This window comes from Streptomyces sp. Ag82_O1-12 (genome assembly GCF_900182715.1).
Taxonomy (GTDB): domain Bacteria; phylum Actinomycetota; class Actinomycetes; order Streptomycetales; family Streptomycetaceae; genus Streptomyces; species Streptomyces massasporeus.
The window spans coordinates 3,020,801-3,040,733 of sequence record NZ_FXUW01000001.1; the positions used below are offsets into that span (position 1 = coordinate 3,020,801).

The following is a 19,933-nucleotide window of genomic DNA, read 5'->3' on the forward strand; positions in this document are numbered from 1 at the left end:
CCCTGCGTCCGTTGACGTCGGCTTCTTGCGACTGTGACGGCGCGGGGGGCCGGAACGTGCGGTACGGGGGGTTGCGGAAGCGTCTCGAAGCGGCCACGGAGGCGGCCCTTCGAGACCGGTGGGTGATCTTCCGTTGACCTAGGAGACGACGTCCTTGCGGGCGAAACCGCGGAAGGCCAGGGCGAACAGCACGAGCGCGTACGTTACGGAGATCGACGTGCCCTGGATCATGTCCGACCACTCCGGCTGGGGCCGGACGGCGTCGAGCCAGGCGTACTGCCAGTGCGCGGGCAGGAAATGGCGCCAGTCGCCGAGGGCCGTCACTTCGTCGAGGACGCTGCCGATGATGGTGAGGAACACCGCGCCGCCGACCGCGCCGAGCGGGGCGTCCGTCCGGGTCGACAGCCAGAACGCGAGGGCGGCGGTGACCAGTTGGGACACCATGATGTACGCGACGACGATCAGGATGCGCTGGGCGGCCGTACCGGTGGACAGGCTGCCCCCGGTGGGGAGTTCGAGCGGTCCCCAGCCGTAGGCGGCCGTCCCGACGAGGAGGGCGACGACCGGGAGCAGGACCATCGCCGCCAGGCTCAGGCTGAGTCCGACGGCGAGCTTGGACCACAGCAGCCGGGCCCGGGGCACGGGGGCCGCGAGCAGGTAGCGCAGGGAGGACCAGCTCGCCTCCGAGGCGACGGTGTCGCCGCAGAACAGGGCGACGGGGATGACGAGCAGGAAGCCGGCGGCGGAGAAGAGGTTGACCGCCGCGAAGTTGGCCCCGGACGCGGTCGCCGTGTCCATGAGGTTCACGCGGTTGTTGTTGCCGCCCGGGTCGCCGCCGACCTGGAAGGCGATGAGCAGGATGATGGGCAGGGCGAACAGGACGCCGCCCATGACCATCGTGCGGCGCCGCTTCAGCTGCCGGACCAGCTCGACGCGGAAAGGCAGGGTGCGGCCCGCGCGGTAGCCCTCGGCGACCTCGACGGGCGGCTCGGCGAGCGTGCTCATGCTTCGGCTCCGATCAGGGTGAGGAAGGCGTCCTCCAGGCGGCGGTGCGGGCCGACCGACCGCACCGGCACGTCCAGCCGTACGAGGTCGGCGACCAGGCGCTGCGGGGAGCCGTCGGCGTCGAGCTGGACGAGGAGGCCCTCGTCGGTGCGCACGGCCGAGGCGACGCCCGGCAGCGCGGTGACCTTCTCCACGACGGGCTCGTCCACGGGTGTGGCCGTGCCGACGAGGAGGGTGTCGCCCGAGCCGACGATGTCCGCGACCGGGCCCGCCTGGACGAGCTGCCCGTGGTCCATCACGACCAGGTGGGTGCAGGTCTGCTCGACCTCCGCGAGGAGATGGCTGGAGACGATGACCGTGCGGCCGGCGGCGGCGTAGCGGATCATCACCTCGCGCATCTCGCGGATCTGGGGCGGGTCCAGGCCGTTGGTCGGTTCGTCGAGGATGAGCAGGTCCGGCAGGCCGAGCATGGCCTGGGCGATGGCCAGGCGCTGACGCATGCCCTGGGAGTAGGTGCGCACCGCGCGGGCGAGGGCGTCACCCAGGCCCGCGATCTCCAGGGCCTCCTCCAGGTGCGCGTCCTCGGCGGGCCGGCCGGTGGCGCGCCAGTACAGCTCCAGGTTCTCGCGGCCGGAAAGGTGGGGCAGGAAGCCCGCGCCCTCGACGAAGGCGCCGACCCGGGACAGGACCGGAGCACCGGGGCTGATGGCGTGGCCGAAGACGCGGATCTCGCCGTCGTCGGGCCTGATCAGGCCCATCAGCATGCGCAGGGTGGTCGTCTTGCCCGCTCCGTTGGGGCCGAGCAGGCCGAGGACCTGGCCCTTCTCCACGCGGAAGGAGAGGTCCTTGACGGCGTACCGGTCGGCGGACTTCGCGTACCGCTTGGTGAGGTCCGTGATCTGGAGGGGGACTTCGGCGAGCGCGGGGTCGGGCGGGGCGGGGGCCGCGGTGCGGCGGCGGCCCGTGATGATCAGCGCCGAGGCGATGACGGCGCCGGCGATCGGCATCCACCACACCCAGGCGGGCAGCCCGCCCTCGGTGTCACGCTGACCGAGGACCGAGGGGACCTTCAGGTCGCCCTTGAGGGAGACGGTGTACGTGGCCGGGGAGACCGGGGAGGCGTAGCCGAGGTCCGTCGAGGCGAGGACCAGGCGCAACCGGTGGCCGTCGTCGACCTCGTGGTCGATCGCCGGGAGGGTGACGGTGACGTCCTTGCCGGTCTTGGCGCCCTCGACCTTGAGGGGCGTGACGAGCTGGGAGGGCAGCACCTGCCGCATGCCGCCGCCCGGGCCGACGTCGTAGAGCTTGGCGAAGAGCACGGCGTCGTCGCCGGTGGACTTCACGTGGACGGTGGCGGTGGGCGAGCCGGTGATCTGGACGTCTTCGCCGAAGGGCTTCGACTCGAACGCGGCGAACTGGCCGGGGAAGTCGAGGGAGACGCCGATGCCGAGCGTGGAGAGCTGGCTGAGGCCGCCGGCGCCGCCGAGGCCGGGCAGGGCGGAGATGCCGGGCGGGCTGGCGCCGGGCGGGTTGTCGAAGCTCTGCTCGCGGCCGGCCAGGGCGATGGAGCGCTGCTCGGCCTCCAGGCCGGGGTAGCGGTCCGAGGTCACTCCGGTCAGGCGGGGTTCGCCGTCGCCGGAGCCCTGGCCGAGGGTGCGGGTGACGCGGAAGGCGGGGCCGGTGTCGGCGCCCTTGTCGTCCTTCAGGTAGCGGTCGAACCAGGACGTCACGCGGCCTTGGACGCGGCTGGTCTCCATGTCGCCGCCGTCGTGCCCGCCGGCGATCCAGTCGACGTCGACGGGGGCGCCGCCCGCGCGGATCGCCTTCGCGGCCTGGTCGGCCTGGCCGAGGGGGAAGAGGGAGTCGGACTGGCCCTGTATCAGCAGGGTCGGCACCTTGATGTTCCTGCCGACGGCGGAGGGGGAGCGCTCTTCGAGCAGCTTGCGCGCCTCGGCGTCCGGTTCGCCCGACTCGGCGACCCGCTCGTACATCCGGCACAGCGCCGGCTCGAACTTCTCGCAGCCGCCGCCGGAGTTGACGAAGATGCCGGCCCAGAGCTTCTTGAACACACCGTTCGGGAAGAGGGCGTCGGCGAGGTTCCAGTAGGTGATCGCCGGGGCGATGGCGTCGACACGGTGGTCGTGGCCCGCGGTGAGCAGCGCTATCGCGCCGCCGTAGGAGCCGCCGGCCATGCCGACGCGGGGGTCGCCCTTCGTGTCGAGCTCGACCTGGGGCTGCTTCGCCAGCCAGTCGATGAGCTTCGAGACGTCGGCGACCTCGCCCTTGGGGTCGTTCAGCCCGATCCTGCCGTTCGACGTGCCGAAGCCGCGGGCCGACCAGGTCAGCACCGCGTAGCCGTCCCGGGCGAGGTCCTCGGCCTGCTGCCGTACGTCGTTCTTGCTGCCGCCGAAGCCGTGTCCGAGCAGGACGGCGGGGCGGCGGCCGGCTCCGCCGGAGGTGAAGTACGAGGTGTCGATGCGCACCCCGCCGCCCACGCCGAGGGCACGGTCGGCGCGGTGCACCGCGGGCGGGTCGTCGGACGCGACGGCCGTCCACGTACCGGCACCGGCGAGCACGACGACGACGGCCGCGGCGAACAGCCGCCGCGGCCGCCGGGTCAGCCCTCGCAGCCCGGGCAGGTGAAGATCCATGCGTCAACGGTACGGGGTGAACCTGTCGGTCAGTTGTCGACCGAGGGCCGAACCCGCACCCCTCCCAGGGGAGTACGGAGCCCCTCGGCATACCGCGTCCGCGGTACGGCGACCAGGGGCACTCCGCCTTCACTCGGGGTTCCTTTTTGCCCTTGGATTGGTGAGTACCGATCGGCACGGTCCTTTTACAGGCGAACAAATCGCGAGAGGAAAACCAACCACAATCGGAATCTCAAATTCCGCGAAAGTAATTGTGGTGTGACGTCGATCACATGGGTAAAGCGTTGCCCAAGCGGAGACAGGTCTTCGTATACTGTCCGGGCGGAACGAAGCCGCAGACAGAAAGACCCTTCAATCTCCCGCCCGCGAGGCGCCATCGAAGGGCCGTCTGCACAGTTCGCGTGACCGAACGGCAAGGGGGAAAGCATGCTTCACGCCAACCAACGTACCGTTAGTCCGTACCAGTTCAGTTTCTGACCAGTAGCTCCGCCTGACGCGCGTCCCGGGGATCTTCGTTTCACCGAATTCCTCTCCCTTGACGGCGTGGTGGGCGTGCCGGCCTGGCGAACCGACTGCGGACGTATAACGCCGACATCGACGCCGAGAGAGAACACGGCGTTTTAGCATGCTCGCCCGCGGGACAGTTGAGCGGCCAGGCGATCAGCGCAACTCTCACACCAACAGGCGGAGATCCGATGCCCCACCGTCGGACGAAACCATGAGGTTTGACAGGTGACATTGAACAGTTCCTTGAGAGAGCCCCACCTCATATTTGGGAACGATCACTTGAGAATACTGCAACTCATCTCCCAGGGCTGCACCATGACGCAGGTCGCCCGTCGAATGGAAATGAGCGACCGCACGCTCCGGCGTAAACTCCGGTCGATCTGCGAGCGCGTCGACGTGGAAACCCCGATAGAAGCAGTGGTGTGGGCCGTGCGCCGAAGAGTCATCTGACCCGGGAGCGTGCGCCGGCAGGTCGATGCGGCGGCGGATGACGGTTAGCGGAGGAAACCGTCACCCGCCGCCCTTCTTCCCGCTCCGCCCGGGTCCCGCGACACCGCGCCGGGCGCGGTGACCTGTCACGCGGCCGGGCGGGCGGGGCGAACCGCATCCCACACGGGTCCTGCCGACGGTGGCCGATCCCGGTCAATTCGTTGTCCGGCGGCAGCGCCCCGCGATAGAAACCCCCTGTGGCAGGAGAAAAGACTAAATATCCGCAGGGCCGGTCTTCCGCGTCGGTTGTCGACACTCCCGTGGACTCATCGGTCGAACAGCTGCTGAACCGGATCGGGTTGGGATCGCTGAGCACCTCGGAGATCTACTCCTATCCCGGCCGGAACGACAACTGGTCGGGCATCACGGACACCGGCAATTCGGTATTCGTGAAAAAGCTCAAGGGGAGCCCGAAAGAATCCCTGAAACGGTACCGGAGGGTCCTGCTCTTCGAGCGCCTCGCACGGGACGGCGGCCGCCCTTTCCCTCGCCCCGAGTTCCTGGGGGGCGACGAGGAGCAGCGGCTGCTGGTGTTCCGGATGCTGGACGGCATCAGATCCGGCAGCGAACTCGCCGCGGACCAGGAGTTCACCGAGTCCATGTCGGCGGAGGCCGGACGGACGCTGGCGGCGCTGCACCGGCTCCCGTACAGAACCGAGGACTTCCCGGAATCGGATCCGCATCCGTTTCCACCGGTCGAGGACCTCCGGTCGCTTCCGCTGGAGAGCTACGTCAACGCCACCGGTGCTTTCGTCGAGGCGTGGGGGCTGCTGCAGCGCGACGCCGTGCTGGTCGAGGAGCTGGAGCGGCTGCGAGCGACCGAGGCCGGGGCCGCTCGCGTGCCCGTTCACGGTGACCTGCGGCTGGATCAGTTCCTGGTCACCGACGCCGCGTTCTACGTCAACGACTGGGAGGAATTCCGGCTCGGCGACCCGGCACGCGATGTCGGATCGTACGTCGGCGAGTGGCTGCACCGTGCGGTGCTGCGGATTCCCGCGCAGGAGACGGACGACGCGTTCTCGGCCGTGCTCACCCATGAGGAGGTCGTGGCGCGGGGCAGCGAGGAGCTGACCCGCGTACTGCCGCTGATCTCCGCCTTCCACCGGGGGTACCGCGAGGGCGGCGGTCCCGACGACGACGGGCTTCTGGTGCGTGCCACGTCCTACGCCGGATGGCACCTGATCGACCGGCTGATCGCCTCGACCAGGGAGAGCGGCCGGCTGTCGGCCATCGTCCGGGCGGCGGCGGGCATCGGCAGGACCGCACTACTGGATCCGCGGAGCTTCGTCTCCACGGTCGGACTCGGGGAGGCAGCATGAGCACACGCGTCGAGGAGACCCTCACGGCCGACCGACCGCCGGAGCCGGCCGGCGCACAGGAAGGGGCGCCGGAGCTCGCGGCCGGGCTCCGCCGTGCGCTGGAGGACGTGACGATCACGCCGGACGGCAGGACGGCCTGGGTACGCGACGACGAGGTGACCGCCGAGTCCGCGTCGGCGATGCGCTTCCTGCTCGCCCGCACCCTGTACGAGGTGCTGCACACCGGGCGCGGCGTCAAGGACCGCGAGGCGCCCAGGACACTGCGCGCGCCGGACTTCGAAGCACGACTGGCGCAGGCGACCCCGCACCGCGAGACGGTCGCCGCGGGGATCCTCACCGGGCAGCGGACGGCCGCCGGCCGGCAGGTCGTGCAGATCGACGGCCTGCGCGTGAACGTGCCGGACTCGGTCACACCGCGGGACAGCGGGCGTACGGCGGGCGATCCCGCACGCCCGGTGGTGCGGATGAACCTCCCGTCGGCCCGCCCGCTCGTCTCTCCCGGGTTCTTCCTCGTGGACAGCGGCGCGGGCCGCACCACCGGCGGCGGCGCTCTGCTGCGGCTCTATCTGAGGGTGGCCGACGCCGACGCGGCGCCCGAGCTGTGGCATGCCGTGCTGAGCGCACTGGAGAGCCGCTCGGCGACCTACCGGGCGAAGATCATCTCGAATCCGGCCAGTCTGCCGCGCAACGACGGCATGGTCGTCTACCTGGGCTCGGGTTCCTGGGACGCCGTCGGCACAGTGGTCGAAAGCGCCCTGGCCACCGCCCTGCCGGAGGGACCCGCCCCCGCTTTCGCCCATGTGCTCGCGCCGGGTGTGACGGCCGCGTGGGAACCGAAGGACAACCGCACGGGCATGCGCGGTCTGAGCTTCGGCGAGCACCGGGCGCATGTGGTCGCGCGGGCCTTCGTGAACGCGGCGGAACGGCGCCGCGAGCGTCCGACGGCCGCCGAACTGGCTGCCGCGTGCGTCGCGGCGAACGTGGACCCCGCCGACCCCGCCCGCAATCTCGACTCCGGCGACTGGCCGTGGGAGACGGCCCTCCGGTCCTCGATCTGAGCCGTCCGCCGTGCCGTCGACGGCCGACCGGATGTCACCGCCCCCTGCAGGAGGTCCCTCACCATGGCCAGAGAACCACGCCCGGCCGGCACCGGCGAACTGCGCGTCTTCGCAGAGCTTCTGAAGGGCCGTAAGGCGCCCGTCGCCGCCGCGGTGGTGCTGAGCCTGCTCTCCGCCGCCGCCACCCTCGTCCTTCCCCTCCAGGTGCGCGACCTGGTGATGGCACTCTCCGAGGACGAACGTCCCGTCGGTCCGCTGCTGATGATGGCGGGACTCGCGGTCGGTGCCGGGCTCGCGTCGGCGTTGTCCTCCTACCTGCTCGCCCGTGCCGGTGAGGGCCTGGTCTCCGAGGCACGGCTCCGCATCGCCTCGCACGTGCTGACCCTGCCGCTGCGGCGGGTGCGGCGGGAAGGGGCCGGCAACCTGGTCGCCCGGGCCAACTCCGACAGCACACAGCTGCGTTCCGTGGTGGACGTCGGCGTGGCGCAGATCCCGTCCTCGCTGTTCCTGGCCGTCGGCACCCTGATCGCCATGGGCCTGCTGGACGGAGTCCTGCTGCTCGTCGTGCTCGCCACGTTCACGATCGCCGGTGTCGGCATCTTCCTGTGCGTACGGTCGATCCGCGGCGGTGTGGAACGCCAGCAGAACGCCGTCGGGACCATGTCCCAGCACATGACGGCGGCCGTGCTGTCACTGCCCACGGTCAAGGCGTTCCTCGCCGAACGCCAGATGGCGGCCACGCTGGGCCACAGCGTCGAGGACGCGCGCAGGGCCGCCGTGTCGGTCGCGCGGGTGACCGCTCTGGTCGGACCCACGATGCAGCTCGGCCAGCAGCTCTCGATCGTCGCGGTGATGGTCACCAGCGGTGCCCGGCTCGCCTCGGGGAGCCTGGGCATCGGCGAGTTCGCCGCCTTCATCGTCTACCTCCTGCAACTCGTCGCGCCGCTGACCCTGCTGGTCTCGGGGGTCGCCAGAATGCAGAGCGGCCTGGCGGCGCGCGCACGCCTGAACAGCGTGCTCACCATCGCGCCGGAGGACCCCGGGGCCGCCCACCCGGTCGAGCCGTCACCGACCGCGTCCGCCGTGGAGTTCGATGCGGTCACCTACCGCGACGGCGGGCGCCCCATCATCAACGAGGCGACCTTCGCGGCCCCCGCGCGGGGGCTCACCGCCATTGTCGGGCCGTCGGGGGCGGGAAAGACGACGCTGCTCGGCCTCACCGAACGCTTCCTCCTGCCGGAGTCCGGCCGTATCTCCGTGTGCGGACTGCCCGTCGAGCGGTGGCCCCTGCACCAGTTGCGCGGCGCGATCAGCTACGTCGACCAGAGCTTCACCCTCGTGGAAGGCACGGTGCGGCAGAACCTCCTGCTCGGGCGGGAGGACGAGAGGGATGCCCTGCCGGACGCGGAGCTGTGGCGGGCGCTGGAGGCACTGGCGCTGCGCGACGCCGTGGAAGCGCTGCCGGACGGTCTGGACACCGAGCTGGGACGGGCCGAGGACCTGTCGGGCGGTCAGCGGCAGCGGCTGGCGGCCGCCCGCGTCCTGCTGCGGGACTCGCGCGTCGTCCTGTTCGACGAACCGACCTCCCAGCTCGACAGCGAGAACGAGGAACGGCTGCGGACGCTGATGCGCACCCTCGCCGAGGAGCGCGCGGTGCTGGTGGTCGCGCACCGCATCTCCACGGTGCAGGACGCCGATCTGATCGTGGTCGTAGACGAGGGACGCACCGTCGACCGGGGCACTCACGAGGAGCTGCTGACGCGCTCCGCGCTCTATCAGGAGCTGGTGCACGGACAGTCGCTGCGCGGCGGTGGTGCGCGGCAGCCGGTCGGCGGCGAGCCGGTGCCGGCCACGCCGGCGGTCGGGGCGGTGGTCCGGTGACCGGCGCGGCGACCGCGGCCGAGCCGGTGGAGGCGCGGCGCCTGCTGGTGATCGGGACGGGTTCGGTCACCGCCGCGCATCTGCCGTTCTGGGCGAGCTGGCTGAAGGTCGGGCACCCCGGGACGGACGTGCGGTACGTGCTGACCGGAGCTGCCACCAGGTTCGTCACCCGGGAGTCACTGGTCGCCATCGGCGGCTGTGAGGTGCTGGCGGACCGGTGGCCCGACGAGCCGGAGCCGAGGGCACGGCATGTGGACCTCGCGCAGTGGCCCGACACGGTCGTCGTCTTCCCGGCGACGCTGAACTACCTGGCCAGGCTGGCCCTGGGACTGGGCGACTCGCCCTCGCTCCTCGCGCTGCAGTGCACGCGGGCGGCGATCGCGCTGGCGCCCGCGCTGCCACCCGGTGGCACGGAGAGCGCGGCGTACACGGAACACACCGCCAAGCTGCGCGCGCGGCGCAACGTGGTCGTCGTACCGCCCCATCCCGGCCGCAGCACGACCAGCGGGAAGCGCGAGGCGTGGGCGCCCGCGTCCTTTCCCGAGGTGCTGTCCGCGGCCGACCGGCTGCGGGCGGCGCTGGAGGCACCGGCCCTCGGCGGCCCCGACGGGGCCGAGCCGGAACCCCTGTTCACCTGACATCGCACGGAGGCAGCACGATGACCACCGAAACACAGCGGCCGGCCGATGCCGAGGCGGCATCCGGCTCGGACGCCGAACCGGGCGGGAACAGCAGCGCGTACGGCGAGGCGCTGGCCGACATCTACGACTCGCTCTACCCCGTCGCGGGCCCCGCCATCGACTCGATGGTCGGCTTCCTCAAGGAGCTGCGTCCCGCCCCGGCCTCTTTGCTCGAACTCGGGGTCGGGACCGGCCGGCTGGCCATCCCACTGGCCAGGAACGGCTACCGGGTGCACGGCGTGGACGCGTCCCCCGCGATGCTGGCGAAACTCCACGAGAACGACTCCACCGGCAAGGTCACCACCGCGGTGGGCGACTTCAGCGCGCTGGTCGTCGAGGAGCGTTACGACCTCGTGCTCACCGCGCTCAACACCTTCTTCATGCTGCCCACCCAGGAGCAGCAGATCAGTTGCCTGCGCGGCATCCACGACGCACTCGCGGACGGCGGCGTCGCGGTCTTCGAGACCTACAACCCGCAGGTGTACCACCGGCTCACCGAGGCGACGACCCGGGTCGGGCATCCGGCGCCGGACGCGCTGCTGCTCGACACGGTCCAGGTGAACCAGTCGCTCCAGTCCGTCCTGGTCGTCCACACGATCATGGGCGCCGGCGGGCTGCGGAAGGTGCCCGAGGTCAGCCGGTACGCCTGGCCTGCCGAGTTCGACGTGATGGCCCGCCTCGCGGGACTGCGCGTGACGGGCCGCTGGGCCGACTGGGACCGCAGCCCGGTCACGGATCGCGCGGAGAAGCATGTCTATGTGGTAGAGCGGCAGAGCGTATGACTACCTTGACGGAGTGATGTGTTAACGCAATACTTCATCGAGTTAGTACATCGCTCTGGAGGTGCGACATGACGGGGTCGGCGCTGGAGGTCGACGGCGTACGAAAGCGGTACGGCAGACGTCAGGCAGTCGCCGACATGACCTTCGGCATCCGTGCCGGTGAGCTGTTCGGCTTCGTGGGAAGCAACGGGGCGGGCAAGACCACCACGATGCGGATCATCCTCGGCGTCCTCACGCCCGACGAGGGAGAGGTCCGCTGGCGCGGCCGTCCGGTCGATTTCGCCGCCCGCAGGCAGTTCGGTTACATGCCCGAGGAGCGCGGCCTGTATCCACGGATGAAGGTCGGCGAACACCTGCGTTACCTGGGCGAGTTGCACGGCCTGCGGCCGGCTGCCGCGCGGACGGCGGCCGATCGGTGGATCGAGCGGCTGGAGCTCTCCCGGTACGCCTCCGAGGAGGTCCAGAACCTCAGCCTCGGCAACCAGCAGCGGGTCCAGCTGGCCGCGGCGCTGGTCCACGGACCGGCGGCGCTGGTGCTCGACGAGCCGTTCTCGGGCCTCGACCCGGTGGCGGTGGACGTCATGCACGACGTGCTCGTCGAACGGGCCGCCGACGGGGTGCCCGTCATGTTCTCCAGTCACCAGCTGTCGCTCGTCGAGCGCGTCTGCGACCGGGTCGGCATCGTCTCCGGCGGGCGCCTCATCGCCTGCGGCACGATCGAGGAGCTGAGCGAGAAGGCCGAACGGCGGCTGATGGTCGACGCCCCGGAGGCGGGCGAGAACTGGGCCGCGGGACTGCCCGGCGTGACAGTCGTGAGCCGCGAGGGCACTCGTACGCGGCTTCGCCTGACCAAGGGTGCGGACGATCAACGGGTCCTGCACGCGGCCCTGGCGACGGGGCCGGTCTCCGCCTTCGTGTCCGAACGGCCGCCGCTGTCCGACCTGTACCGCGACCTGGTCACCAAGACCGGCGCGAGCGGGGAGGACGCCGGGCGGACGGCGGACACGGACACGGAGACGGATACGGACACCGCGGCAGGCGTCGCGACGGCGGCGAACGACACAAACGGGGACGAGACATGAGCGCAGTGACACGTGCGCCGGGCGACACGAACGGCCCGGACGACCCCGATGTCCCGGACGGGGAGCACGCCTCCGTCCGGGACGGTGGCACCGCCGGGCCGCAGAACGGCACCGGCGCGCTGTCGGCCCGCCGAGCCGTCGGCCTGGTCGCCCGGCGGGAGATCAACAGCCGGATGCGGACCAAGTCCTTCGTCCTGAGCACCCTGGGCCTGTTGCTCGGCCTCGGCGTCTACGCCCTCGTGATCGTCCTCGCCGAGGACGGCCCGGCCAGGGTCGGCGTCGAGCGGGAGGTCGCGGCGATGCGCCCGGTGCTCGCCGCGGTTGCCGAAAGGGCGGGCGGGTCGGACGACTTCGAGTTCGTCACCGTCGACGGTGACGGTACCGACCGGCTCCTGCGCGACGGGGACCTCTCCGCCGTGCTCGGCGGCACCGCCGGGCAGCTCACGCTGTCCGTGGAACGTGAGGCGGACGAGAACCTGCTCGCCGTGGTGCGCGCCACGGTCGCCGAGGAGAGCACCACCCGGGAGCTCGAACGCGCCGGTGTGGACCCTGTGGAGTTCAGGGAGCGCGTGGCGTCGTCCACCGTGCAGGTCGACGCGCTGGAACCGTCAAAGACCAGCGCGGCCGAGCAGTTCGCGCTGATCGTCTCCTCCACCGGGCTGCTGTACTTCTTCTTCGTCTTCTACGGGATCACCCTGGCGCAGGGGGTGGTGGAGGAGAAGACCAGCCGCGTGGTGGAGTTGCTCCTCTCCACCATCCGCCCCTGGCAGCTCCTCGCCGGGAAACTCATCGGTGTCGCGGTGGCCGGCGTGACCCAGCTCGTACTGCTCGGCGGCGCCGCGGTGGTGCTCGCTCAGGGCACCGGCGCCATCGCCCTGCCGAACGCGGTGGGCGGGTCTCTGGTGACGCTGGGCGTCTGGTTCCTGCTCGGCTTCTTCCTCTTCGCCGCCATGCTGGCCGCGGCCGCCGCGCGGGTCTCGCGCCAGGAGGACCTGCAAGGGGTGGTGCAACCGGTCATGCTGCTCATCACCACGCCGTTCGTGCTGGGCATCGTCCTGCTGAGCAAGGACGCGCACGACCCGTTGATCGAATGGCTGTCGCTCGTACCGCCGCTCAGCCCGATCCTGATGCCGGCCCGCATGCTGCTGGGTATCGCCCCGGCCTGGCAGATCGCCCTCTCCCTGCTGCTGGCGGTCGCCGCGCTGGCGGGGATGACCCGCGTCGCCGGGCGGATGTACGCGGGCAGCGTGCTGCGCAGCGGCTCCCGCGTACCGCTCACCGAAGCGCTGCGGGTGCGCTAGTTCCCCGTCCCCGACCAGCCCCCTCCTGCCCCCGCCCGAACCCTGTCCCCGACCAGCCCCCTCCTGCCCCCGCTCGAACCCTGTCCCCCACCAACCCCTGTCCCCGACCCACTTCCTGTCTCCGACCCACCCCCTCCCGAAAAGCACTGAAGGAGCACCTCATGAGCACCGCCCTCTGGATCGCCATCGGAATCGCCGTCCTCGTCGCCGTCCTCGCGGGGATCAAGAAGGGCCGGGGCTGACCTGCCCGATCGGCTCCCACCGCCGAGGGGGTTGTGCTTTCCGAGTGGTCACTCGGAAAGCACAACCCCCTCGAGCCGTCAGAAGCCGAGTTCGCCGGCGGCGCCCCTGCGCAGTGGTGCCACCGCCGCCTCGTCGGCGACGATCACCCCGGTGAAATCGGCGGGCCGGAAGAACCGGCGGGCCGCCTCGCCGACCTGGTCGTGGGCCACGCCGTCCAGCAGCGGCCCCCAGTTGTGCAACCAGTCCGAACCGACGCCGACATGCAGCAGGTTCGCCAGCCCGGACGCCAGCGCGCCCGGTGACGACATCGCCGTCGCGGTGGAACCGACCGCGTACCTCCTGGCGGCGTCGATCTCCCGCGCGCCGGGCGGATCGGCGGCCATGCGCTCCAGCTCTTCCCTGATCACCGCAAGAGCCGCGACGGTGTGCTCGGCGGCGGTGTCGGCCTCGACCATCAGCGTCGAGGCCCCCGGCACCGACTCCACGCCCGAACCGAGTTGGTAGGCGTACCCCTTGTCCTCGCGCAGGCGCGCGACCAGCCGGGAGGCGAAGGACCCGCCGAAGACCAACTGGGCCAGGTGCAGGGCCGGATAGCCCGGGTCCGTTCGGGGCAGGGCGGGGGCGGCCAGCCGGATCACGCTCTGGACGGCTCCGGGCCGGTCCACCCGCCGCAGGGACCCGCCCGGGAACCAGGGCGGCACTTCGGGTACGTCGCCTTCGGGCCCCGGCTCCCACGCCCCGAACAGCTCGGTGGCCGCGGCGACGGCCTCCTCCGGCTCCAGATCTCCGACCAGCACGAGCACCGCGCCCCTGGCGCCCAGATGCCGCGCGTGCAGTCGTGCCAGGTCGTCCGGCGTGCAGGCGGCGGCCTGTTCGGGCGTCGGCTGCCACCGGGCGGCTCTCTCCTCGCCGTACCTCCGCCGCAGCAGTGCGTGCTGGGCGAGCGCTGCGGGCTGGTGGATGGCCAGCCGTAGGCGGCGTGCCAGCCGTTCGCGTGCGGGTGCGACGGCTTCTTCGGTCAGCCGCGGCCCGCCGACGGCCTCGGCCAGCAGGGCGAGCACGGCGGGCAGGCCGTCGGCCATGGTGTGCCCGGTGACGGTGAGCTTGCGGGCGTCCGCGGAGGTGTCCAGGGTGGCCCCGTGTGCGGCCAGCGCCGCATCGTGGTCGTCGGCGCCCCGCTGGGCGGTGCCGCGCAGCAGCAGCTCGGCCATGAGCTGGCAGTGCGCCACCTCTCCGGGTGCCGTGGCGGCGTACGGGACGGTGAGCCGGATCTCCACCAGAGGGACGACGGGCGCCGAACACACCACGACACGCAGCCCGTTACCGAGGGTGAGGTCGGCATCGGGCAGCGGCAGCCGCCCCTCGTTCGCCTCCGGTCGCCTGCCGTATCCGGGGAGTTTGTTCGCCACACTCCCGGTCATGCCGTCAGCTCCCGTGCGATGTCCCGCTGTACGGCCTGGCGTCCTGGCACGAAGTGCACGACCGCCCGGTGGGAGGACCTGAGCCGGGCCGCCGCCCGGCTCACCTGTTCGCCGGTCACGCCGCGTACCAGCTCCGGTAGCGCTTGGGTCAGCTCTGCCTCGCCGAAGAGCGTCTCGCGCAGGCCGAGCAACCGCGCCCGGGTGCCCGGATCACCGAGTTCGCGCATCGCCCCGGCGGCCTGGCGGGCGGTCGTGGCACGCAGCTGCCCGGCGGCGACGGGGTTCGTCGCCAGTGCTTCCAGCGTGCCGTCGAGCGCGTCCAGGATGTGCTCAGCGCCTCGCTCGTGCTCGTGCACGGCGAACAGCGTCAGCATGTCCGGCCCCACCGTGTCCAGTGGCAGCCCGAAGAGACCGCAGCCCACCGAGAGGCTCGATGCCGCCGCGGCCGCGGTCGGCCCTCGGCGCAGCAGGGCGTGCCTGCCCTGTCCGAGCAGCGCGGCCAGGACGAGGTGCGCGAGGTAGTCGGGGCGCTCGGTGACCGGGTCCGGCATCCGGTAGGCCACCGCCACGGCGGGTGAACCGGCGTGCGGGTCGGCGACCGTCAGCCGCCGCTCCTCTCCCGGCAACGGCTCGTGCGGGTCGGGCGACCGCACCGTCGAACGCGCCGGCAGGTCCTCGAAGTGGCGGCGTACGAGACGTTCCGCCATTCCGCGGTCGAAGGAGCCGGTGATGGTCAGCACGGCATTTCCGGGGCCGTAGTGGTCGGCGAAGAACCTTTCGCACAACGCGATGTCGAAGCCGGCGAGGTCGACGGTTTCGCCGTACCCGTCCCTGGCGTTCTCCGCGCGCCGGTGCAAGGCCCGCGACAGCGCCCAGGGATGAGTCCCGTACGGGCGATTGCGGACCATGAGCCGGATCTCCTCGTCGATCACCGCGGTTTGCGTGCGGAGGTTTCGCGCGGAAATACAGGGCGAGCGCATTCGGTCCGCTTCGAGCGCGAGCAGCATTTCCAGGGCGGAGGCGGGAGCGGCGGCATAGTAAACCGTCACGTCCTGGCGGGTCCGGGCGTCGCCGAATCCGCCGGCGCTCTGCACCCGTGGCAGATAACCCTCGGGCTCGGCACCCCTGCCACCTTGGAACATGAGGTGCTCGAAGAGATGCGCCAGGCCCGTACGGCCCGTGGGTTCCGTGCGGAAACCAACGTCGTAGTGCACAGCAACACCGATCGAGGCGCCCACGGGATTCGGTGCCAGCAACACCCGGAGGCCATTGTCCAATACCAAGCGATGCAGCTGATCTCGGCTCATCCCGGCGAGCATAGGACCGAGTCAAGTACCCGCTCAACAGGGGGCGTTGACCGATTGCGGACAGTGTCCGCATGCGGTCAACTCCGTTGCCAGCACGGCACCGGTCGAGGAATGGTTCTGCCACGGCCGGAGAACGCGGTTGCAGAAATCGCCAGTCCGGTCACCATTCGAATCCGAGAACACGGGAGTCAGCATGAACGCCCAGTCCCTCATCAGCGGTTACTCCACCTACGCCGCCGCCGACGAGATCGTCCCGGCCGTGGAGGCCCCGGCCGCCACGATCACGATCACCACCTCGTCGCAGGCGTGCATCTCCGCCGCGTCCGCCGTCTCGGCCGTCTCGGTCGACAACACCTTCGACCACTCCTGCTGAACCGCGTGACCCGCTGAGAAAAAGGGGCGGGTGCCCACCGCCGCAATCGGTGGGCACCCGCCCTGTCGCACGAGAACCTGATTCCCGCTCCGCGCCGGCCGAATCACTCGTCCTCGTCGTCGTCGGCGTCCTCGACGCCCACGCCGGACATCCCCAGGATGATGGAGGGCACGGCGGACGCGGTCAGCATGAGAGTCGTCAGCAGCGCCGGCATCCGCTCGATCATGTCGGGCTGGTTCTGGAAGACGACCATGAGCAGCACGACGACCATCCCGGCGCCGACCGCGCACTGGTAGCCGATGAAGGAGACCCGGTCGCGCAGCCCGCGCTCGCGTTCGTCCAGTCCCATCTGCGGCCGTTCGGCCACTCCGCGGGTCATCGAGCGCAGCACGCCCCACAGCAGCAGCCAGAGCACGAAGGCCACGAGCCACCACGAGTCGGAGAACGCGTTGCCGTCCGAGATGAACGACAGCACCACCATGGACGCGCTCAGCACACAGAGGGAGAGCGCCACAGGGCGCATGGGGCTGCGCGCCAGATCCGTCGTCCCGTTGGTACCTTGCCGGCTCACGAGCGGTCCTCCTTGTTGTACAGCTGGGCGGAGAGGGGGGCGAAGGGCTTGCGGTTGAAGATCGCTTCCACCGGAAGCTCGAACACGTCGCTGAGCCGGAACGCCAGGTCGAGACTCGGGAAGTAGTCGCCCCGCTCGATGGCACCGATGGTCTGGGGGTGCACCTCCACCAGCTTGGCCAGCGCGACGCGGCTGAGGCCACGCTCGGCGCGGAGCACTCTCAGCTGGTTGTAGATCTGCATTCCCTCGCGATGACTCACTGGGCTCATGGAAAAAACGTAGTAGAAACACAACAGTTCGTCAAGGAACAGCAACAGCTCCGGCAGATGTCAGAGCACCAGCGACATAAGGAAGGTGTCCAGCCGTGATCGCCGACAACGTGCTCCCGAGCGTGCTCGTGCCGAACATGCCGGAGGCCCCGGACTCCCTGCGGCCCTATGCCGAGTTGGTCCGCGACACCGGAGTGCGCCGCCTGTGGACAGGGCAGTCGCTCAAGGTGGAGGCCCACCAGGCGTTCGCCCACCTCGCCGGTGCCGGGATACGCGTCCCCGTCGGCCTCAGCGTGGCTCTCATGCCGCTGCGCCACCCGTACGAGGCCGCCCTCCAGGCCCGCTCGCTCGCCCTGCTGACCGGCCTGCCGGTGGTGGCCGGCTACGGCGTCGGCTCGACGGCGTTCGTCCGCAGCCTCAACGGACGCCCGTTCACCAGCCCGCGCACGATGGCCGCGGACTACCTGCGCACGGTCCGGGCCCTGCTCGACGGGGAGATCGTCGACCACGCGGGCGACTACCACAAGCTGCAGGGCCGGTTGATCCCCATGGAGCATCCGCACGTGGAGGTCGGCGTGGGCGTGCTGCGCCCCAACATGGCCCGGACCGCCGGTGGTGTCGCCGACGTCGCCATCACCTGGATGACCCCGCCCGGGTACGTCGCCGAAACCCTGCTGCCCGCCCTGGAGGAAGGGGCCAAGGACAGTGACCGGGACACCCGCTGCCGCGTCGCGACCGTCGTGCACGTCGGCGTGGAGCGCGACGGCCGGGACCCGCACGTGCTCGCGCACACGGCCGCCTCCGGTCACCTCACCATGGAGCACTACACGGACATGCTGCGCCGGGCCGGTGTGCCCGTCGATCCGGCCGACCCGGTAGCCGGCGCCGCCGCCCTGGTGGACAGTGGCACGTACCTGTACGGCTCGGCCGACCACATCGCCGCCGGGCTGGAGGAGTACCGGAACGCCGGGGTGGACGAGGTGATCCTCAACTGCGCCGGAGTGCTGTTCACCGAGGGGCAGGCAGCCGCGTTGCGGGACGTCCGGGAGATCATCGAGGCGGTCGGGCGACGGAACAGTGGCTGAGCCGGTTACCCCTCGGTCCTCGGCGCCCGCCGGTCCGCCGGCGACACAACCGCCCTCGGAAGCGGCGCCCGTCACCGTACGCGAGTACGGGACCCGCTATCTGCGGATCACCGTGCGCTACCACGGCGAGGCGGGATTCAGCTGGCTGCGCACCCCCGGACCGGCCCACACGGCTCCGCAGCGCCTTCCTCCGGCGGTGGCCTGCGCGGCACTGCGCCGCGTCGACGAGGCCGTGGCCGGCGCCCGCGTCACCGCCGAAGCCCCGCGCGGTGCCCGGCTCACGCTGGGCGAACCGGCCGCCGGCTCCGCGCGGGACGGCGCGACCCCGCCGGGCTCGGGCGTGCTCTACCGCGTGCCGGGCGCCGTCTCGGTGGCGCGGCTGCTGTCCTTGGGCGACGACACCGCCTTCCGGCTCGCGGTCGAGGCGCTGGCGGATCTGGGCAGGACCCTGCGACGGCTGCACCAGGAGCCGTGGGGCCTCCCTGAACGGCCGCCCCACCACGGGGCGCGACGGCTTCTGGCCTGGCTCTCCGGAGAGGAGAACGCTCCTGGAGCGACCCGGCTGCGCGAGCTGGCGCGTACCCGGCTCGGCCCCTCGCTGTGGGCGCGGCTGGCGGACTGGTCCGAAGCCGCGGAGGAGCCACCCGGGGGTGGCGCGGTCCTGCTGCACGGTGCGCCCAGCACCGGCTGGCTGGTCCCCTCCCCTGCCGGTGGCCACACCGCCCTGCTCACCGGCGAGGAGGTCACCGGGGGCGATCCGGCCCTCGATCTCGGCTGGGTCCTCGGCGAGTTGCACGAACTGCGCGCCGCCGCCGCACGTGGCCTCGGCTCCGCCGGAAAGGGCCCGCGGGTCGACCACGCGACCGCGGTCCACGCCCTGCTCTCCGGTTACACCGGCGGCGACGGCACCGCCGCCGTCCCGCCGGGCACCGCACGCGCGGCCACTCTTCGACTGGCCGTCCACATGCGGGACTTCGCGTCGTTCGTCGGCTGGCACGAGGACCTGCGCCACTACTGCGACCTGCTGGCGGAAGCGCTCACCGAGGACGGCGCTCCCTGTCTTCGGTGGCCCACGCCACGGTCGTTGTCCGTCGAGGGCGGCCTCATCCAGTACCTGTGACGAGGCGTTTCCGCGGCGACCCGAGGAGGGGCTGTCGGCTGTCGTCAGCCGCCGGCGATGACGTTCGTCGTCACTGTCACGGCGACGATCACCGCCAGCGCCTCCTCCGCCGCCCGCACGACATGGCGCACCGCCGTCGCGGACCACTGACCGTGTGAGATCGACTCCATGGCCGCCCGGACCTCACGCGCGTCGGCGTCCGGGAAGGCCAGTCGGTGCAGTTTCGCTCCGTGCAGCAGGGCCACCAGGGACGCCGTACGCTCGTCCGGCGCCGCGCCCCGAAGGACGACCGCGTCGAGCCGCTGCCGTACCGCCGCCTCCACCGAGCCGTCCGTCTCCGGATAGCGGCGCACGGAGAAGAGGCCGAGCACCTTCTTCTTCTCCTCCCGGACCAGACCCTTCTCGATCAGGCCCCGGTTCGCCCAGGCCATCGCGTCCGTCTTCAGCCGGGTGATCCAGTCCTTGGCACTGCCCGGCTTGTCCCGGCCGGCGATGTCGGCGAGTGCCGTGTCGAGGGCCGGGTCGCCCAGCGGCGTGGCGTCGAGGACGGTCACCCTGTCGTCGGTCACGCCGATCCGGCCGGCCAGCGCCAGCTCCACCAGCAAGGCACCGGAGATCGCCGGCGCCACCTTCGCCGACTCCTTCGCCGCTCCGGACTCGTCGTCCAGCGAGAGGAGCATGAGCTGCTCGCCCAGGGTCGTGGGGGTCTCCGCGGGGGGTTGCGTCGGTGTGTGCATGCCCACAGTCTCCCCGCTCGACTGCTCGCCCAATGAAGAGTGGCCGGTAGCG

General features: G+C 71.3%; 17 protein-coding genes. 10 read left to right on the plus strand and 7 right to left on the minus strand.

Features of this window, described 5'->3' with window-relative positions; genetic code table 11:
• Positions 1 to 138: 138 nt before the first annotated feature.
• A complete protein-coding gene (locus tag QOL88_RS13870) occupies positions 139 to 1,005 on the minus strand; it encodes an ABC transporter permease (RefSeq protein WP_097216727.1) in 867 nt (288 codons plus the stop codon).
• On the minus strand, positions 1,002 to 3,656 hold the full coding sequence (locus QOL88_RS13875) for a CocE/NonD family hydrolase (protein ID WP_097216728.1): 2,655 nt from the start codon (positions 3,654 to 3,656) through the stop codon (positions 1,002 to 1,004). Before QOL88_RS13875 ends, QOL88_RS13870 begins: the two co-directional genes overlap by 4 nt.
• Positions 3,657 to 4,849: 1,193 nt before the next feature.
• Between QOL88_RS13875 and lxmK the strand changes: the two genes are divergently transcribed.
• The 7 genes from lxmK to QOL88_RS13915 all read left to right on the plus strand — a co-directional run bounded on the left by lxmK (position 4,850) and on the right by QOL88_RS13915 (position 12,755).
• The gene (gene lxmK, locus QOL88_RS13885) at positions 4,850 to 5,971 is read left to right on the plus strand and encodes a class V lanthionine synthetase subunit LxmK (protein ID WP_097216729.1); all 1,122 of its coding nucleotides are present in this window, start codon (positions 4,850 to 4,852) and stop codon (positions 5,969 to 5,971) included.
• Entirely contained in the window at positions 5,968 to 7,029 is a 1,062-nt protein-coding gene (locus QOL88_RS13890; protein WP_097216730.1) for a T3SS effector HopA1 family protein, read from the plus strand. Before lxmK ends, QOL88_RS13890 begins: the two co-directional genes overlap by 4 nt.
• Before the next feature lie 63 nt (positions 7,030 to 7,092).
• Entirely contained in the window at positions 7,093 to 8,910 is a 1,818-nt protein-coding gene (locus QOL88_RS13895; protein WP_097216731.1) for an ABC transporter ATP-binding protein, read from the plus strand.
• Positions 8,907 to 9,548, plus strand: coding sequence for a flavoprotein (locus QOL88_RS13900; RefSeq protein ID WP_097216732.1), 642 nt, complete (start codon positions 8,907 to 8,909; stop codon positions 9,546 to 9,548). The genes QOL88_RS13895 and QOL88_RS13900 overlap by 4 nt, the downstream gene beginning before the upstream one ends.
• Before the next feature lie 20 nt (positions 9,549 to 9,568).
• Entirely contained in the window at positions 9,569 to 10,372 is an 804-nt protein-coding gene (locus tag QOL88_RS13905) for a class I SAM-dependent methyltransferase (RefSeq protein WP_097216733.1), read from the plus strand.
• A 68-nt stretch (positions 10,373 to 10,440) separates the two neighbouring features.
• The gene (locus QOL88_RS13910; protein WP_097216734.1) at positions 10,441 to 11,454 is read left to right on the plus strand and encodes an ABC transporter ATP-binding protein; all 1,014 of its coding nucleotides are present in this window, start codon (positions 10,441 to 10,443) and stop codon (positions 11,452 to 11,454) included.
• Positions 11,451 to 12,755 (plus strand): ABC transporter permease, encoded by a 1,305-nt coding sequence (locus QOL88_RS13915; RefSeq protein ID WP_097216735.1) that lies wholly within the window; start codon positions 11,451 to 11,453, stop codon positions 12,753 to 12,755. Before QOL88_RS13910 ends, QOL88_RS13915 begins: the two co-directional genes overlap by 4 nt.
• A 320-nt stretch (positions 12,756 to 13,075) precedes the next feature.
• Here QOL88_RS13915 and QOL88_RS13920 read toward each other — a convergent pair whose 3' ends face one another.
• Both QOL88_RS13920 and QOL88_RS13925 read right to left on the minus strand, forming a co-directional pair.
• Positions 13,076 to 14,419, minus strand: coding sequence for a M16 family metallopeptidase (locus QOL88_RS13920; RefSeq protein ID WP_097216736.1), 1,344 nt, complete (start codon positions 14,417 to 14,419; stop codon positions 13,076 to 13,078).
• Positions 14,416 to 15,738, minus strand: a complete 1,323-nt coding sequence (locus tag QOL88_RS13925) for a M16 family metallopeptidase (protein WP_097216737.1) — start codon at positions 15,736 to 15,738, stop codon at positions 14,416 to 14,418. Before QOL88_RS13925 ends, QOL88_RS13920 begins: the two co-directional genes overlap by 4 nt.
• Before the next feature lie 181 nt (positions 15,739 to 15,919).
• On the opposite strand from QOL88_RS13925, the gene QOL88_RS13930 reads away from it, so the two are divergent.
• Positions 15,920 to 16,099 carry a hypothetical protein gene (locus QOL88_RS13930; protein WP_179878856.1) on the plus strand — a complete coding sequence of 60 codons (180 nt, stop codon included), beginning with the start codon at positions 15,920 to 15,922 and terminating at the stop codon, positions 16,097 to 16,099.
• A 103-nt stretch (positions 16,100 to 16,202) separates the two neighbouring features.
• Here the strand turns inward: QOL88_RS13930 and QOL88_RS13935 are convergent, their stop codons facing one another.
• On the minus strand, positions 16,203 to 16,670 hold the full coding sequence (locus tag QOL88_RS13935; RefSeq protein ID WP_143668858.1) for a hypothetical protein: 468 nt from the start codon (positions 16,668 to 16,670) through the stop codon (positions 16,203 to 16,205).
• Complete coding sequence (locus QOL88_RS13940; RefSeq protein WP_097216740.1) at positions 16,667 to 16,939, minus strand: helix-turn-helix transcriptional regulator; 273 nt, start codon at positions 16,937 to 16,939, stop codon at positions 16,667 to 16,669. The genes QOL88_RS13935 and QOL88_RS13940 overlap by 4 nt, the downstream gene beginning before the upstream one ends.
• Positions 16,940 to 17,034: 95 nt before the next feature.
• On the opposite strand from QOL88_RS13940, the gene QOL88_RS13945 reads away from it, so the two are divergent.
• Together QOL88_RS13945 and QOL88_RS13950 are read left to right on the plus strand one after the other, a co-directional pair.
• Positions 17,035 to 18,024: an LLM class flavin-dependent oxidoreductase gene (locus QOL88_RS13945; protein ID WP_283445893.1), complete on the plus strand. Its 990-nt coding sequence runs from the start codon at positions 17,035 to 17,037 to the stop codon at positions 18,022 to 18,024.
• Positions 18,017 to 19,144, plus strand: coding sequence for a phosphotransferase family protein (locus QOL88_RS13950; RefSeq protein ID WP_143668859.1), 1,128 nt, complete (start codon positions 18,017 to 18,019; stop codon positions 19,142 to 19,144). Before QOL88_RS13945 ends, QOL88_RS13950 begins: the two co-directional genes overlap by 8 nt.
• 44 nt (positions 19,145 to 19,188) lie before the next feature.
• Here QOL88_RS13950 and QOL88_RS13955 read toward each other — a convergent pair whose 3' ends face one another.
• Positions 19,189 to 19,881 carry a GOLPH3/VPS74 family protein gene (locus QOL88_RS13955; RefSeq protein WP_097216742.1) on the minus strand — a complete coding sequence of 231 codons (693 nt, stop codon included), beginning with the start codon at positions 19,879 to 19,881 and terminating at the stop codon, positions 19,189 to 19,191.
• Positions 19,882 to 19,933 lie beyond the last annotated feature (52 nt).

Coding starts and splice junctions, on each gene's coding strand:
- QOL88_RS13910 (WP_097216734.1), top strand. CDS start 10,441: ATGACGGGGTCGGCGCTGGAGGTCGACGGCGTACGAAAGCGGTACGGC.
- QOL88_RS13875 (WP_097216728.1), bottom strand. CDS start 3,656: ATGGATCTTCACCTGCCCGGGCTGCGAGGGCTGACCCGGCGGCCGCGG.
- QOL88_RS13925 (WP_097216737.1), bottom strand. CDS start 15,738: ATGCTCGCCGGGATGAGCCGAGATCAGCTGCATCGCTTGGTATTGGAC.
- QOL88_RS13905 (WP_097216733.1), top strand. CDS start 9,569: ATGACCACCGAAACACAGCGGCCGGCCGATGCCGAGGCGGCATCCGGC.
- QOL88_RS13915 (WP_097216735.1), top strand. CDS start 11,451: ATGAGCGCAGTGACACGTGCGCCGGGCGACACGAACGGCCCGGACGAC.
- QOL88_RS13920 (WP_097216736.1), bottom strand. CDS start 14,419: ATGACCGGGAGTGTGGCGAACAAACTCCCCGGATACGGCAGGCGACCG.
- QOL88_RS13870 (WP_097216727.1), bottom strand. CDS start 1,005: ATGAGCACGCTCGCCGAGCCGCCCGTCGAGGTCGCCGAGGGCTACCGC.
- QOL88_RS13890 (WP_097216730.1), top strand. CDS start 5,968: ATGAGCACACGCGTCGAGGAGACCCTCACGGCCGACCGACCGCCGGAG.
- QOL88_RS13940 (WP_097216740.1), bottom strand. CDS start 16,939: ATGAGCCCAGTGAGTCATCGCGAGGGAATGCAGATCTACAACCAGCTG.
- QOL88_RS13895 (WP_097216731.1), top strand. CDS start 7,093: ATGGCCAGAGAACCACGCCCGGCCGGCACCGGCGAACTGCGCGTCTTC.
- QOL88_RS13955 (WP_097216742.1), bottom strand. CDS start 19,881: ATGCACACACCGACGCAACCCCCCGCGGAGACCCCCACGACCCTGGGC.
- QOL88_RS13930 (WP_179878856.1), top strand. CDS start 15,920: ATGAACGCCCAGTCCCTCATCAGCGGTTACTCCACCTACGCCGCCGCC.